Below are 14,596 nucleotides of genomic sequence, written 5' to 3' on the forward strand. Positions count from 1 at the left end.
AGGGTGAAAGAACGGGTACTTCCAACGCACGACGGCGGCAGGCTGGCTTTGTACAGCTACGGCACGGAGGATGCGCCGGGAGGCAAGCGTGTGCTGCTGATCGGGGGCGCGTTCCTCACGGCCCTGATCTACCGCCCGTTCTCCCTTGCGCTGGCGAAGGTCCTGGGCGACGGCTGGGCAGTTGACGTCTACGACCGCAGGGGGCGCGGCAGTTCCTCGGGGCAACCCGCCGACTACTCCATGGCCACGGAGATCGAGGACGTCCGGACAGTCCTCACCGCCACCGGTGCCCGGAACATCCTGGGCCACAGCCTGGGCGGATCGGTGGCATTGAACGCGGTGCAGGAGTTCACCGGGACACCGTTCGTTCCGGACAAGCTGGCCGTGTACGACGCGGCCGTGAACATCGACGGCAGCATCGACACCAGGTGGCTGGACGGGTTCGAGGAAGCGGTCAACAACGGCAGGGTGGGCCATGCCCTGGCGCACATGAAGAAGGCCACCAGCCCGGGGTCGGCCATGGCCAGGATCCCCGAACCGGTCCTGGCGGGCCTGATGGCGGTCATGTCCCGGACGAAGGTGAACAGGGTTTTCCGGCAGGTGATGCCCAGCGGCGTGGGCGAACTTCGAGCCGCCTACGACGAAAAGGACCACGCCAGGGACTTCAGTGTGTTGCCTTCCGGGACCCTCTTCATGGCCGGCGGCAAGAGTCCGAGCTACTACCGGGTGACGGCCGAGCGGCTGCACGCGGCGGTCCCGGGCAGCACCTTCCAGCTCTCCCCCAAGTGCTTCCACGGGTCCATCCCGGCAGCGGTGAAGGAACTGGTGGAGGCTATTGCTGCCTACTTCAAGGACGGACGTCCGGACGGGGACTCCCGCCCGGACGGGGATTCCCGACCGGAGCAGGCTGACGCTATCCCCGGTCCCCGCGGCTGAATCCTGCCAGCGCCGCCTCTCCGAGGTCCTGCCACACCGTGCGCGGTTTCGGTTGCACGCTTCGGTCCGCCAGCCAGTCGCCCCAGGCGGTGATGTCCTCCGCGGCTGCCGCCGCGACGGCATCGCAGGCGAATCCCACGGCGGTTGACCCGTCGGAGAGCTGAGTGGATCCGAGCAGCATGGGCTCGGGCAGGCCTGCCAGGAACGTCCCGAGTGCCGCCGGGGACAGCAGCCACCGCTCCCCCGCCAGCTCCGCGCCGTCGTCGGACCGGTACACGCCGGGCTTGGGCGGCACGGTGCCCAGCGCCACCATCCGGTAGCGCGGGGCGGTGCGGACGGGGCCGTCCCAGAACGCCCCAAGTTCCTCCAACTGGGGGGCCAGCGGCTGGCCCTTGCGGTGCGCGCCCACCACCACCAGCGGTACGGCTGCCGCCCCTGCGGCCACAGGCCACGGAACGGACGACGGCGGCGTGCCGGTTTCCGCCTTCGCCTCCGGTGCCGCACCGGCCGCGAAGAGCGCGGGCGGCTCCGGAGTGGTTTCGATCCGGCGGGCGATGTCCGCGGCGACGGCGTCGTCGAAGGTCCGGCCCACCACGGTCAGTCCGAACTGGGCGCCGTCCACCTGCCCGGCGGGAACCGCCACCGCGCAGAGGTCGAACAGGTTGCAGAAGTTTGTGTAGGTGCCCATCCGGGAGTTAACGCCGACGGGGTCCCCGGCGACTTCGGGCAGGGTGGGGCGGAAGGGCGCGGTGGGGACCAGGAGTGCGTCGAAGCCGTTGAGCCGGGCCATGGCCCTGGCCTTCAGCTCCTCCAACCGGGCGGTGTCGGCGACGTACCGGTGTGCCGGGACCGTGCCGGCCGCGCGGATGATGCCCGCAACCGTCGGATCGAACCCGGCCGCGCTGGCCGCCCCGCCGTCGGCCTCCTCCCGGAAGGCGCCGTCGAGGAAGGCGCCGACGGCGGCGTAGCGCTCGGCCACCAGCCCGCCGTCGTAAAGCAGCCGTGCCGCCGAAAGGAAGTCGTCGAATTCAATGGGCGCGGCGTCCACCCCCGATTCACGCAACCGGTCCACCTGCCGGCCGAATTCCGCCGCCCACTCCGGCGGCAGCGCCGGCAGGGTCGCCGGGTACGCGACGCGCGGCCTTTCCGGCGCCGCCAGCCGGACGTCCGCGGGCCACGCCCGCGAGCCACCGGCCATGACGCCCATGGCGAGCTCGGCCGTCGACAGGTGCCGGGCGAAAATGGTGACGGCGTCCCACGACCTGCACGCGGGAACGACCCCGGCGGTGGAGACCACGTCCAGCGTGGCTTTGATGCCCACGATGCCCTGCAGGCCGGCGGGGACCCGGCCCGAGCCGGCGGTGTCCGTGCCGATGGCGATGTCCGCCAGCCCCAGGGCCACAGCCACCGCCGAGCCGGAACTGGAACCGCCGGAGATGAACTCCGGGCGGCGGGAGTCGCGGACGGCGCCGTACGGGCTCCGGGTGCCGACCAGTCCGGTGGCGAACTGGTCCAGGTTGGTGGCGCCCAGGACCAGGGCCCCGGCGGCCCGGAGCCGGGCCACCGCTTCGGCGTCCCTGTCCGGCAGGTACGAATACCCGGGGCAGGCCGCGGTGGTGGGGATACCGGCGACGTCGACGTTGTTCTTGACGGCGAGCAGGAGCCCGGCCAGCGGGAGGTCCGCGCCGCCGGCCACGGCCGCATCGATGGCGGCAGCTTCGGCCAGGAGGTCGCCGCCGCCGCGGAGGGTGATCCAGATTTCCGGCCGGTCCACGGCGTCGATGGCGGTGAGCGCCGCCTGGGCGCGGCGGGTGGCTGCCCCAACGGTTGTGCTGCTCATACTGCTGCCTCTTCCAGTTCCTGCGCCCCGAGTTCCAGGTCTTCCAGTTCCGCAGTTTCATGGCCTGCAGTTTCAAGGTTTGCGCCGCCCAGGACCACTACCGCCTCACCGGCCACCACCTGCGAGCCGGCGGCGGGCAGGACCCGGAGCACCACGCCGTCACACGGCGCCTCCAGGACGGTCTCCATCTTCATGGCCTCGAGGGAAACCAGCGGCTGGCCCTTGGCCACCCGGTCGCCTTCGGCCACGTCCACCTTCCAGACGCTCGCCGCGAAAGGTGCCGAAACCAGTGAACCGCCCTCCGGGACCTCCACCTCATCCGCCACCGGGGACACCACCGCGGCGAGCGCTTCCGCCCGGTCGAACTCGCCGGCGTCGGCCCACGCCTGGCGTTCCACGGCAAAGGCCGCCCCCTGCTTTTCCCGGAACGCATCGATTGATGCGCGGTTCTCCGCCAGGAACAGTTCGTGCTCCGCCAGCGAGAACGTGCCCTCCTCGACCTCAACCCCGCGGCCACGGCCGGCGGCCATATCCGCCCGCAGGTCCAGGAGCTCCTCGGGACTGACCGGGTACCAGGAGATGCGGTCGAAGAAGCGCAGCAGCCATGGCGACCCGGGCTCGAAGGGTGCAGAGTCGGCGTATCGCGACCACACCTGGGTGGTGCGGCCGACGAACTGGTACCCGCCGGGCCCTTCCATGCCGTAGATGCACATGTAGGCGCCGCCGATGCCGACGGCGTTCTCCGGCGTCCAGGTGCGGGCCGGGTTGTACTTGGTGGTGACCAGGCGGTGGCGCGGATCCAGGGGGGTGGCCACGGGTGCGCCGAGGTAGACGTCCCCCAGGCCCAGCACCAGGTACTCGGCGTTGAAGACGGTATCGAAGACGTCGTTCACGGAATCCAGGCCGTTGATCCGGCGGATGAACTCGACGTTCCACGGGCACCAGGGGGCATCGTCCCGGACACCTGCCATGTAGCGTTCGATCGCCTCGCGCGTGGCGGGGTCGTCCCAGGACAGCGGCAGCCGGACGGTGCGGCTGGGCACCACGAGTTCGGAGCTGGCGGGCAGCCCGGCCTCGACTTCCTGGACCAGGTCCAGCAGCCGCGTGGTGGGAAGGACGGACGGGTCCACCTTGATCTGCAGCGACCGGATTCCCGGCGTGAGGTCCACGATGCCCGGGACGCGGAGCGCCTCGATCCGCTGGTGCAGGGCGTGGACGCGGGCGCGCAGGCCGAGGTCCAGCACCATCTCGCCGTACTCGACCAGCAGGTTGTCGTCGCCGGAACGGCGGTAGGTGACCGCGGGCCGGCCGGAACCTTCCGGCACCCGGCCCAGCACGCCGTCGTCGCCATCTCCATGGAAGGGGCGGCTGGACGCCTGCGCCGTGCCTGCCCGCGAAAGACCTGCGGGCCAGCCCGCGCCGCCGGGCAACACCAGCTGCCGCCCGGGTCCCAGGTCCTTTGCCGACGGCGCCTGGCTGGCTTTGACGGGCACGAACCGGACCTTGTCCCCGGGCCGGAGCTGGCCCAGCTTCCAGCGTTCGGCCGTCACCACGGTGACGGGGCAAACGAAACCGCCCAGGCTGGGCCCGTCGGGGCCGAGCAGGATGGGGGTGTCGCCGGTGAAGTCGAGGGCGCCCACCGAGTAGGCGGTGTCGTGGATGTTGGAGGGGTGCAGGCCTGCCTCGCCGCCGTCCGTCCGTGCCCACCGCGGCTTGGGGCCGATGAGCCGGACGCCGGTGCGGGCGGAGTTGAAGTGGACCTCATACTCCGTGCCGTACAGCTCCTCGATGTCCTCGCGCTGGAAGAACTCCGGGGCGCCGTGCGGCCCCTCGGCCACTGCCAGTTCCCACGTGGAGGTCAGGGCGGGCCGGCTGTCCAGCGGCACTGCCCGCTTGCTGGCGGTACCGGAGCCGGGGGCCGCGGCCCGGAGCACATCGCCGGCACGCAGGACGCGCCCGGCGTGGCCGCCGAACTGGCCCAGGGTGAAGGTCGAGGCGCTGCCCAGGTACGCCGGGATGTCCAGTCCGCCTTCGAACAGGATGTAGCCGCGCAGGCCCTTGCCGGCGGCCGTGCCGGCGTCGAGCGTTCCGCCGGCCGGAACGGTGACGGGGGTCCAGGGGGCAACCTCGTCCCCGTCGACCGTCACCGTGACCTCCGCCCCGGTGACGCAGACGGTGGTGGCGTGCGTGAAGGTCAGGCTGGGGCCGGTCATGGTGAATTCGAGCCCGGGGGCGCCTTCCGGGTTGCCGAGGGCGGTGTTGCCGAGCCGGAAGGAGAGATCGTCCATGGGTCCGCTTGGCGGGACGCCGATCTGCCACAGGCCTGTGCGGCCGGGCCAGTCCTGCACGCTGGTCTGCAGGCCGGGGCGGCCAACGGTGATCCGCGGTTCCGGATCCCCTACCGAGTCCAGGGTGCTGGTGGAATGCTGCACGCCGCGGACGGCTTCCAGTCCGGTGGCGGCGCGGAGCATGCCAAGGTTGGTCTCGATGCCGTCGATCCGGGTGTCCTGCAGGGCGAGGGCCAAGCGCTCAAAGGCCTCGGTGCGGTTGGTTCCGGACGTGATGATCTTGCCCAGGAGGGGGTCGTAGCTGGTGGAGACCTCGGTGCCGGTTTCGGCCCAGGCATCCACCCTGGCGTCCTCCGCGGCCGGGTAGGCGGCGTGGGTGATCGTGCCGGCGCTGGGCTGGAAGCCGCGGGCCGGGTCCTCGGCATAGACCCGGGCTTCGACGGCGTGGCCGGTCACCGGCAGCGCGTCCGGCACCCCTTTCAGGACGCTTTCCGCATCGTGGCCGCCCTGCGCCAGGCGGAGCATCCACTCCACCAGGTCCACTCCGGTGACGGCCTCGGTGACAGGGTGCTCCACCTGGAGACGGGCGTTGACTTCCAGGAAGGAGGCCTCCTGGCGCGCGGAGTCGTAGACGAATTCGACAGTGCCGGCGGAGCGGTAGTTAAGGGAGACGCAGAGGGCGCGGGAGGTGCGGTGCAGTTCCTCCCGCAGCCCTGCGGGCAGGTCCGGCGCCGGCGCTTCCTCGAGGACCTTCTGGTGCCGCCGCTGCAGGGAGCAGTCGCGGTCGCCCAGGCTCACCACCCGGCCTTCGCCGTCGCCGAAGACCTGGACCTCGATGTGCCGGGCGTTCTCAACGTACCGCTCGGCGAACACCCCGGCGGTTCCGAAGCTGGCGCCTGCCAGCCGGGCCACGCGCGGGAAGCTTTCGGCGAGTTCGGCTTCGGAGCGGCAGACCGTCATGCCGATGCCGCCGCCACCGCCGGTGGCCTTGAGCATCAGCGGGAAGCCAATTGTTGCGGAGACCGCAGCGGCGGCGTCCACGTCCTCCAGCAGCCCGGAACCGGCGATCATGGGCACCCCGGCCGCCCGGGCGGCGTCGCGCGCGGTGTGCTTGGTGCCGAAGATGCGCAGCTGCTCGGGGGTGGGACCGACGAAGACCAGGCCGGCGGCTTCCACGGCTTCGGCGAAGGCGGCGTCCTCCGAGAGGAAGCCGTAGCCCGGGTGGATCGCGCCGGCCCCGGTTGCCCTGGCGGCATCCAGAATGGCTTTGACGTTGAGGTAGGACTCCTTGGCCGGGGCGGGACCCAGCAGCACGGCTTCGTCGGCCAGCCGGACGTGCCTGGCGCCGCGGTCCGCCTCGGAAAAGACGGCGACCGTGCGCAGCCCCAGCTTCCTGGCGGATTCGATGATGCGGCAGGCGATTTCACCGCGGTTGGCGACCAGGATGGTATCGAACGTGCTCATCGTGCTGCCTCCGGGCGGGTGACGATCATGCGGACGGGGGTGGGGTTGAAGCCGTTGCAGGGGTTGTTGACCTGCGGGCAGTTGGACACAAGGACCAGGGTGTCCACCTCGGCGCGCAGGGCCACCCGCTTGCCGGGAGCGGACAGCCCGTCCACGATGCCCAGGGCACCGTCCGGGTCCACCGGGACGTTCATGAACCAGTTGATGTTGGAGACAAGGTCCCGCTTGCCGAGGCCCCAGCGTGAGCCCTCGATCAGGAAGTTCTCCACGCAGGCGTGCTGTTCGCGGGTGTGCTGTCCGTAGCGCAGGGTGTTCGATTCCTGCGAGCAGGCTCCGCCGATGGTGTCGTGCACGCCCACCTCGTCCGCCACCACGGTCATCAGCGGCGCCCCGGTGTCCGCCCGCAGGACCGAACCCGTGGTCAGGACAATCGAGCGCTGCGCGGCAATGGTTGCGGGTGCCGAGTAACGCACCGTGGTGTCCGCCGCGGCGTAGAGCAGGCAGTCCACGGCCTGGTTGCCTTCCAGGTCCACGATGGTCAGCACGTCCCCGGCGGCAACCACTGCGGACCACGGCCCGCGGGCTTCAACGAATTCGTCGAGGACGACGGCGCCGGGCACCAGGGCGGTGTCGCCGGCAGCCGGGATGGTGGCGGGAGCGGTGGCGTTCATCGGGCGTTCCTTGCGGTGAGGTCGTGGTCGGTGTTGCGGAGGGCCTGCAGGTGTTCCGGGGCCAGGGGTCCGGTGAGGCGCCCGGCTTCGAGTTCGGCGAGGTCGTGCGGCGCATGCCAGGCAACGATGTCGACGGCGGTCCCGGCGAAGTCCGGGCGCGGGTCCAGCGGGTGGGCGGTATTGGCCAGGACCAGCACGGCGTCCAGCTGGAGGAGGAGTTCGACGGCGGCGCCCGGCCCGGCGCTGCCGGTGAAGGTGATGTTTCCGGCCGGGTCCACGGTGCTGCCTTTGAAGAAGGACAGCGACGGCGCGACGTCCCGCGGGCCGAGGCCGTTCTTGAGGGCGCCCAGGGTGAGCAGTTCGCGGGCGGCCGGGGAGGCGCTGTGCGCTGTTCCGGCACCGTACTTCGCGGTGTTGCCTGCAAGGGTGGTGGCACAGGTCAGGGCATCATGCCGGCCGGAGGTGTCGGCAACGATCGTGGCCATCAGCCGGCCGGCGTCCGATAGCAGCGGGTGCCCGGTGCCCGGGTAGGCCTGCCAGGGGACCTTCACGGTGTCCGCGGCGTTGAAGCGCTCGTGCAGCGCGTCCGCACGGTACAGGAGGGTGTGCACGCAGGCGTCGCCGGCGGTGTCCGTGATCCGGATCCGGGTTCCGCGGGCCAATGCCATGGTGGTGTAGCGGCCAAAGGCGAGGGACTCCGCCCACGTGGGGGACGCGCCGTCGGGCATTCCTGCCAGCAGGCGGGCCGGGGCGGACGCTGCGGGCACGAACCGCATGGTGTCCGCTGTCCTGCCGTGCTGTTCCCGGGCGTGGGCGCGGGCTCCGGCCGTGGTGGCGGTGCCGGCAACTGGTGTTTCGAGGGTCTGTGTCATCTCAGTCCTGTGCGTGGTGTGGGTTCGTGGGGTTCCGGGGATCAGCGGTGGGCGGCCAGGTTCCGTTGCCGGACCCAGACGCCCAGGAGCAGGACGGCGGCGACCATCAGCGGCGCGGACCAGAGGAGGAGCCCGTTTTCGCCGGCGGGGTCGTACACCTCGGGCCGGGGCCAGGCGAGGTTGACCACCATGGCTCCCCCGTAGAGGACGGCGAGGATGTTGACCGGAAGGCCCCAGCGGCCCAGCGAGAAGAGGCCCGCGGGCATGGCCTCCCCCACCCGGTCCCAGTCGCCGCGCAGGCGGTTGGCCAGCTGCGGGACGGTGACCAGGAGGTAGGCGAGGTAGACCATCACGATGCAGACGCTGCAGAGGGTGGTGAACAGGGCGGCATTGCCAACGTTGATGGCCAGCACGGCAACTGCCAGGGCGCCGATGGCGATGGAGGGCCACATGGGCGTGCCGCGGGTGGGGTGGACCGAGGAGAGCAGGGCCGACGCCGGGAGCTTGCCATCGCGGGCCATGGAGAACACCAGCCGGGAACCGGCGGTCTGGATCGCCAGGGTGCAGACGAAGATGGCGATGGCGACGTCCACCAGCAGGACCTTGCCCCAGAAGGTGCCCAGGACCGCGGTGAGAACGTAGGGCAGGCCCTCGGTGGCCAGCCGGCCGTCGTCGAGGCTGGGTGCGGCCATCAGGGCGGTGATGATCATCAGCGCTCCCCCGACGCCGGAGATCAGCAGGGCGGAGAGGATGGTACGGGGTGCGGTGCGGCGCGGGTCCTTGGTTTCCTCGGACAGCTCGCCGGCGGAGTTGAAGCCCACCATGACGTAGGCGGCCATCAGGCCTGAGACCAGGAAGGCACCCACGGCGCCGAGGTCGGAACCCTGGAGGACGGTGGTGTCCGCCACGACGTCCGGTCCGCGCTGGGCGGCGCTGATCAGGGCGAGAATCACGGCAGCAACACCGACGATTTCGCAGGTGACGCCGACAGAGTTGACATGGGCCATGAGCTTGACGCCCAGGGAGTTGATGATGGTGGTGGCCACCAGGAGGACTGCCCCGAGGATCACGGCGTTCGAAGCGCCGGTGACGGTGTTGAGGGCGGGGTCCCCACCCACCACCTGGAAGCCGTCCCACAGCTGCGGCAGGACAACCTGCAGGGCGATGGCCGCGGCGGCGGCGGTGACCACCTGGGCGATCGCCATGAACCAGCCGGCGAACCAGCCAACTCCTTCTCCTCCAACCCGGCGTGCCCACTGGTAGACCGCGCCGGACAGGGGGTAGCGGGCGGCGAGTTCGGCGAAGTTCAGGGCGACCAGCAGCTGGCCCACCAGCACAACCGGCCAGGTCCAGAAGAATGCCGGTCCGGCGAAGGAGTAGCCAAAGGCGAAGAGCTGGAAGATGGTGGTGAGGATGGAAACAAAGGAGAAGCCGGCGGCAAACGAAGCGTAGCGGCCAAGCTTCCGGTGCAGGGTGGGCTGGTAGCCAAGGGACGTCAGGTCTGCATCGTCCGCATGCGCGGTGGGAAGGACGGTTGATGTCATGGGACTCTCCGGGGCTGGAACGGGATCGTGGGGGCGAAGCCTCCCGGTACGGCAGCGCCCGGCCGACGGCTGCTGATTACCGGTCAATTGATAGTTTTCCAGTGGGATGTCCCCAAACAGTTTCGCCTCTGTAAAAGGCGGATAGACATCATGTTTCGGCCGGATTTCCGTTCCCTCACCATCACGCATGCGGCGCCGCATCCGGTGCCCGACCGCCCGCAGCGGTGCAAGAATGATGCGGTGACTTCAGCCGGACCGGGACGCCCCCGCCATCAGCAGCCCTCCAGGCCCGGGGCCACGGCCCGCGACGAAATCCTGGACGCCGCGGCCGAGCTGTTCACCACCCAGGGCTTCGCCAGCACCTCCACCCGCTCCATCGCGGACGCGGTGGGGATCCGGCAGTCGTCGCTGTACCACCACTTCAAGACCAAGGACGAGATCCTCGAGGACCTGCTGGAGGGGACAGTGTCCGGCGGGCTGCGGTTTGCGCGTGCCGTGGCCGGTCTGCCCGGTGATGCCGGCGCACCGGAAGGCCCGGCGGGAAGCCGGCTGCACGCCGTCGCGCTGTATGACGGCACCCAGTTGTGCACCGCACGCTGGAACCTCGGCGTCCTGTACCACCTGCCGGAAGTCAGGAGCACCCGCTTTGCCCGCTTCCTGGCCGACCGCCGGGAACTTCGCCGCCTGTACGGGCAGCTGGGCGCCGGCCTCTCCGCCTCCGGCGGCCCGGACGGCGGTGACTTCACGTTCCGCCTGGTCGAGTCCCTCATCTACCTTCGCGCGGACGGGGTGGCCAGCGGCGACTCAGCAGCGCAGGCGGCGGACGCGGGGCTCATCCTGTGCGGGCTCGGCGGCCAACTGCCGGCCATCCGGGCGGCGAGCCAGGCCCTGATCGACCGGCTGGGCTGAACCGGCGGTGTCCGGGATGCCCGCAGTCACTTGCTCGGCTAGGCTCGGACCATGACGCGAGAGAACATCAGGACCCCCGACGGCGGCACTGTGGAGCTCTTCTCCACCGGCACGGAACTGGCTTCGGCGGGTTCGGGCGTGGTGGTGGTGCCGCCTTCCATGGTGACGGCCGCCGACTACGCGAAATTTGCCCAAAAACTCAGCGCTTCCCTGGGCCGGCCGGTGCACACCTTCAATCGCCGCGGCCGGGGATCGTCGTCGCCCCAGCCCGAGGATTACACCCTCGATGTGGACATCCGGGACCTGGACACCGTCATGAAACACACGTCCAGCACGGATGTCTTCGGCCACAGCTTTGGCGGGGCGGTGGCCCTGCACGCGGCCCGGACGCTGCCGGTGGAGCGGCTCGCCGTCTACGATCCCGCGGTCTCCGTGAACGGCAGCGTCACCGCCGACTGGATCGGCGAGTACGAGAAGGCCATCGCCGCCAAGGATGATGACCGCGCGCTGGCCGTGATCCAGCGGGGCCTCGAGGCGGGCGGGGCGTTCTCCTCACGCATGCCGCTGTCCATGCTGACCCTGGCCAACAAACTGACGGCGGGCACCAGCGAGGGCAAGCAGCAGCGCGAGCTGATGCGAACCGGCGTCCGCGAGATCAAGGCGATCATTGCCGCGGACATGCCGGCCGAGCCGTTCCTGGACCTGCCGCTGGAAACGCTGATCGTGGTGGGCGAAAAGAGCCCGGCCTACTTCGGCATTGCCTGCGGCCAGATCCACGACGTCCTCTCGGGGTCCAGCTACACCATCCTGCCCGGCTACGGCCACGACGGCGTCATCAAGGCCCCGGACAAGCTGATCAAGGAACTGAGCGACTTCTTCGCCGGCTGACCCATGTAACTGGCAGTAGTTGTCGTTTTGACGGTTCAGAACGACAACTACTGCGAGCCAGTTGGGTCAGTGCGCAGGTCCGTGCCCGCCGGCGCCTTCGGTCTTGCGCATCATCGCGGACAGCACGACGGCGGCAACGGCTATGACGGTTGCCGTCAGGAAAGCGGCGCCCATCCCGGCGACGAGCCCCGACGTCGCGCTCACCACGGCGAAGATGGAGACCAGCAGCGCCGTGCCCGCGGCGCCGGCCACCTGCTGGGTGGTGCTCATGATCGCAGAGCCATGGGAGTAGAGGTGCGGCGGCAGCGGGTTCAGGCCAGTGGTGAAGGCGGGGGTGAACAACAGTGCCAGGCCGAAGCTCAGCCCCACGTGCAGAGTGATGATCCACCAAACGGCCGTGCCGGCGTCGAGCATGGAAAACTGCCAGAGCGTCAGCACCATGAGCACGGAACCGCTGACGGTGAGCGGCAGCGGGCCCACCTTGTCGAACGCGCGGCCGATGACGGGGCCCAGCAGGCCCATGGCGAGGCCGCCGGGAAGCAGGGCCAGGCCGGTTTCCAACGAGCCGAGGCCGCGGATTTCCTGCAGGTAGAGCGGCAGCAGGATAACCCCGCCGAACAGGGCCATCATGGCAACGACCATCAGCAGGACCGAGACGGTGAACATCCGGAAATTGAAGGCACGCAGGTCCAGCAGCGGCGCGGCGGCCTTCTGCAGCCGGACCTGGCGCAGCACGAAGACCGCCAGGGCGGCGACGCCGATGACCAGGGCTGCGATGGCGGCTGCGCCGGGGCCGGCCTGGCCGCCGTGGCCGCCGCCGATCTGGCTGAGCCCGTACACCAAGCCGCCGAACGCCGGGACGGTGAGGACCACCGACAGTGCGTCCAGCTTTGCTTTCTCCGTCTCGCCGATGTTGGTGAGGTACTTCGCCCCGATGGCCAGCGCGGCAAGGGCCACCGGCAGCACGAACACGAACATGAACCGCCAGGTGAAGTGCTCCAGGATCAGGCCTGAGACGGTGGGGCCCATGGCGGGGGCCACCGAGATGGCGATGCTGACATTGCCCATCACCGCCCCGCGCCTGGCCAGCGGGACCAGGGTGAGGATGGTGGTCATCAGCAGCGGAAGCATGATGGCGGTACCGCTGGCCTGGATGATGCGGGCCAGCAGCAGGACTTCGAATCCGGGGGCCGCCGCGGCCAGCGCCGTGCCGCCGGCGAACAGCCCCATGGCGAGCATGAACACGGCGCGCGTGGACAGGCTCTGGAGGATGAAGCCGGTGGTCGGGATGACCACCGCCATGGTGAGCATGAAGCCGGTGGAGAGCCATTGGACCGTGGGCGGGTCCACCCGCAGGTCCACCATGAGCCGCTGCAGGGCCACGTTCATGATGGTCTCGTTGAGGATCACCACGAACGTCGCCACCAGGAGCGTGCTGATGATGGTGACTGCCTCCCGGGACATCTTCTCGGGCGCGGCGGGCCCGGCTGCCGGGCTCTGTGCTGCCTGGCTCTGGACGGCCTGGCCCTTGGCGTTCGGGGAGGCTTCGGTAGACATGGGTGTTCCCTCAGGGTTTTGATGAGTGATGCGCGGTCAGCGCCGCTGCAGATGCCAACACTCTACCCGCTGGACTAATTCCAGGGCACGGGTATTTTTTTCAAACCCTGAGGGAACAGTGGGGTTTTAGGCCGTCTGGCCGGCGTGCTGGCCCTCGGAGATTTCCTCCACCAGCTTGCTGTTGAACGCGGGGAGATCGTCCGGCTTCCGGCTGGTCACCAGGCCCTGGTCGACCACCACTTCCTGGTCCGTCCAGTTGGCGCCGGCGTTCTTCAGGTCGGTTTCCAGGGTGAAGTAGGACGTGACGTTCCGGCCCCGGACGACCCCGGCGTCGATCAGCAGCCACGGTCCGTGGCAGATCGATGCCACCGGCTTGTGCTGTTCAAAGAAGCTCCGGGTGAAGCTCCGGGCGTCCTTGTCCACCCGCAGGTGGTCGGCGTTGACGACCCCGCCGGGAAGGACCAGCGCATCGAAGTCGGAGGCATTGGCCTCCGCGACGGTGAGGTCGACGTCGAAGGTGTCACCCTTCTCGGTACCGTTGAACCCCTGCAGCTTCCCGCTCTTGGGCGCCACCAGCGTCGGCTCGCCGCCGGCGTCCTTCACTGCCTGCCACGGGCTGGTGAGTTCCACCTGCTCCACGCCGTCAGTCAAAAGGAATGCGACCTTCTTGCCTGCGATGCTGTGCTCTGACATTCTTCCTCCTCGCCTGAGGCGGGCCGCGGCCATTTTCGGCGCGCGGGCTACCGCTTCGAGAGTTGTTTGCCTGACAGTTTCCAGCCTAGGAAGAATGAAAGTAATAAGCAAGCTGACTATTTATTCGAAGCGCACGGACATCAGACTGCGGGGCGTCGCGTCGCATTCGACGCGAACATTCCTTTTCGCACCGCTTATTTGGGGCGGAAAAGGAATATGCGCAGCGAAAACGCGTACGACGGCGGCCTCCGGCTCAGGCTGTGTGGTGCTCGATCAGCCAGCGAGCCATCTGCTGCGCCCGCTTGGCGGCCTGCAGGTCGCCGCCCGTGGCCGAGATAATGGAGCCCTTCATCAGGATTTGCCAGGAACGGGCGAACTCGTCCGGGCCTGCCAGTCCCGCTTCCTCCGCCAACGCCTGGATATGGCCCCGCAGCTTTGCCAGATAATCGATGCTCGCCTGTCCCAGCGGATGGGACGGGCCCATCTCCAGCAGGACATGGATGAAGGTGCTTCCTTCGAAGTCTTCGCGCTGGAACCACTCGCCCAGGACGTCGAATACCGCCAGCAGACGCTCCACGGGAGTGCTCCCGCGCCGGCGCGCCTGGGTCACGATCGCTTCCACCGTCCAGAGCTTGTCCCGCTGCTCCAGGAATGCCAGGACAAGCGAGTCCTTTGAGGGAAAGTGTCTGTAGAAGGTGGCCTTGGCCACCCCCGAACGCTCAATGAGCTCGTTGACGCCCACATCCCGGACTCCCCGGCGTGAAAACAGCTCGTACGCCACCGCAAGGATCCGCTCTTCCGAATTGGCGTGGCCTTCCGACGCCCCTGGGGTCGAAGACGTGGCGGACGACGGGACCTTCGCCTCTGTACTCATGGAACTTCATTCTCCTTCGGGGGAAGACAGACCGGTCTTTCCCGCTGTACTGTTGAGTCT

11 protein-coding genes are annotated in these 14,596 nt (G+C 69.3%); 3 read left to right on the forward strand and 8 right to left on the reverse strand.

Translation table 11 applies throughout. The annotated features are described in order from the left end of the window. The first annotated feature begins 3 nt into the window (after positions 1-3). Positions 4-936 carry an alpha/beta fold hydrolase gene (locus tag ACYSM9_RS02175; RefSeq protein WP_461855353.1) on the forward strand — a complete coding sequence of 311 codons (933 nt, stop codon included), beginning with the start codon at positions 4-6 and terminating at the stop codon, positions 934-936. Here ACYSM9_RS02175 and atzF read toward each other — a convergent pair. From atzF to ACYSM9_RS02200, 5 genes are read right to left on the reverse strand one after another with little or no spacing between them, the layout of a single operon-like run. Further along, positions 914-2,776, reverse strand: a complete 1,863-nt coding sequence (gene atzF, locus ACYSM9_RS02180) for an allophanate hydrolase (RefSeq protein ID WP_461855354.1) — start codon at positions 2,774-2,776, stop codon at positions 914-916. The genes ACYSM9_RS02175 and atzF overlap by 23 nt on opposite strands. Continuing rightward, complete coding sequence (gene uca, locus ACYSM9_RS02185) at positions 2,773-6,528, reverse strand: urea carboxylase (RefSeq protein ID WP_461855355.1); 3,756 nt, start codon at positions 6,526-6,528, stop codon at positions 2,773-2,775. Before uca ends, atzF begins: the two co-directional genes overlap by 4 nt. Continuing rightward, positions 6,525-7,199 (reverse strand): urea amidolyase associated protein UAAP2, encoded by a 675-nt coding sequence (locus ACYSM9_RS02190; protein WP_461855356.1) that lies wholly within the window; start codon positions 7,197-7,199, stop codon positions 6,525-6,527. Before ACYSM9_RS02190 ends, uca begins: the two co-directional genes overlap by 4 nt. After that, on the reverse strand, positions 7,196-8,071 hold the full coding sequence (locus ACYSM9_RS02195; RefSeq protein WP_461855357.1) for an urea amidolyase associated protein UAAP1: 876 nt from the start codon (positions 8,069-8,071) through the stop codon (positions 7,196-7,198). Before ACYSM9_RS02195 ends, ACYSM9_RS02190 begins: the two co-directional genes overlap by 4 nt. Positions 8,072-8,112: 41 nt before the next feature. Next, positions 8,113-9,615 (reverse strand): amino acid permease, encoded by a 1,503-nt coding sequence (locus ACYSM9_RS02200; protein WP_461855358.1) that lies wholly within the window; start codon positions 9,613-9,615, stop codon positions 8,113-8,115. Between the two features lie 240 nt (positions 9,616-9,855). Here ACYSM9_RS02200 and ACYSM9_RS02205 point away from each other — a divergent pair, with 240 nt between their 5' ends. Together ACYSM9_RS02205 and ACYSM9_RS02210 are read left to right on the forward strand one after the other, a co-directional pair. Then, positions 9,856-10,524, forward strand: coding sequence for a TetR/AcrR family transcriptional regulator (locus tag ACYSM9_RS02205; protein WP_461855359.1), 669 nt, complete (start codon positions 9,856-9,858; stop codon positions 10,522-10,524). Between the two features lie 51 nt (positions 10,525-10,575). Continuing rightward, positions 10,576-11,412 (forward strand): alpha/beta fold hydrolase, encoded by an 837-nt coding sequence (locus ACYSM9_RS02210; protein ID WP_461855360.1) that lies wholly within the window; start codon positions 10,576-10,578, stop codon positions 11,410-11,412. Positions 11,413-11,478: 66 nt separating this feature from the next. Here the strand turns inward: ACYSM9_RS02210 and ACYSM9_RS02215 are convergent, their stop codons facing one another. The 3 genes from ACYSM9_RS02215 to ACYSM9_RS02225 all read right to left on the reverse strand — a co-directional run bounded on the left by ACYSM9_RS02215 (position 11,479) and on the right by ACYSM9_RS02225 (position 14,536). Continuing rightward, a complete protein-coding gene (locus tag ACYSM9_RS02215; RefSeq protein ID WP_461855361.1) occupies positions 11,479-12,969 on the reverse strand; it encodes a DHA2 family efflux MFS transporter permease subunit in 1,491 nt (496 codons plus the stop codon). Positions 12,970-13,095: 126 nt separating this feature from the next. Further along, positions 13,096-13,662 (reverse strand): type 1 glutamine amidotransferase domain-containing protein, encoded by a 567-nt coding sequence (locus ACYSM9_RS02220; RefSeq protein WP_461855362.1) that lies wholly within the window; start codon positions 13,660-13,662, stop codon positions 13,096-13,098. A 253-nt stretch (positions 13,663-13,915) separates the two neighbouring features. Beyond that, complete coding sequence (locus ACYSM9_RS02225) at positions 13,916-14,536, reverse strand: TetR/AcrR family transcriptional regulator (protein ID WP_461855363.1); 621 nt, start codon at positions 14,534-14,536, stop codon at positions 13,916-13,918. Between the last annotated feature and the right edge of the window lie 60 nt (positions 14,537-14,596).

It is taken from the genome of Arthrobacter sp. C152, assembly GCF_054890965.1.

Excerpts from the sequence above, each read along its gene's own strand:
- atzF (WP_461855354.1), bottom strand. The coding sequence starts at position 2,776 with ATGAGCAGCACAACCGTTGGGGCAGCCACCCGCCGCGCCCAGGCGGCG.
- uca (WP_461855355.1), bottom strand. The coding sequence starts at position 6,528 with ATGAGCACGTTCGATACCATCCTGGTCGCCAACCGCGGTGAAATCGCC.
- ACYSM9_RS02190 (WP_461855356.1), bottom strand. The coding sequence starts at position 7,199 with ATGAACGCCACCGCTCCCGCCACCATCCCGGCTGCCGGCGACACCGCC.
- ACYSM9_RS02195 (WP_461855357.1), bottom strand. The coding sequence starts at position 8,071 with ATGACACAGACCCTCGAAACACCAGTTGCCGGCACCGCCACCACGGCC.
- ACYSM9_RS02200 (WP_461855358.1), bottom strand. The coding sequence starts at position 9,615 with ATGACATCAACCGTCCTTCCCACCGCGCATGCGGACGATGCAGACCTG.
- ACYSM9_RS02210 (WP_461855360.1), top strand. The coding sequence starts at position 10,576 with ATGACGCGAGAGAACATCAGGACCCCCGACGGCGGCACTGTGGAGCTC.
- ACYSM9_RS02215 (WP_461855361.1), bottom strand. The coding sequence starts at position 12,969 with ATGTCTACCGAAGCCTCCCCGAACGCCAAGGGCCAGGCCGTCCAGAGC.
- ACYSM9_RS02220 (WP_461855362.1), bottom strand. The coding sequence starts at position 13,662 with ATGTCAGAGCACAGCATCGCAGGCAAGAAGGTCGCATTCCTTTTGACT.
- ACYSM9_RS02225 (WP_461855363.1), bottom strand. The coding sequence starts at position 14,536 with ATGAGTACAGAGGCGAAGGTCCCGTCGTCCGCCACGTCTTCGACCCCA.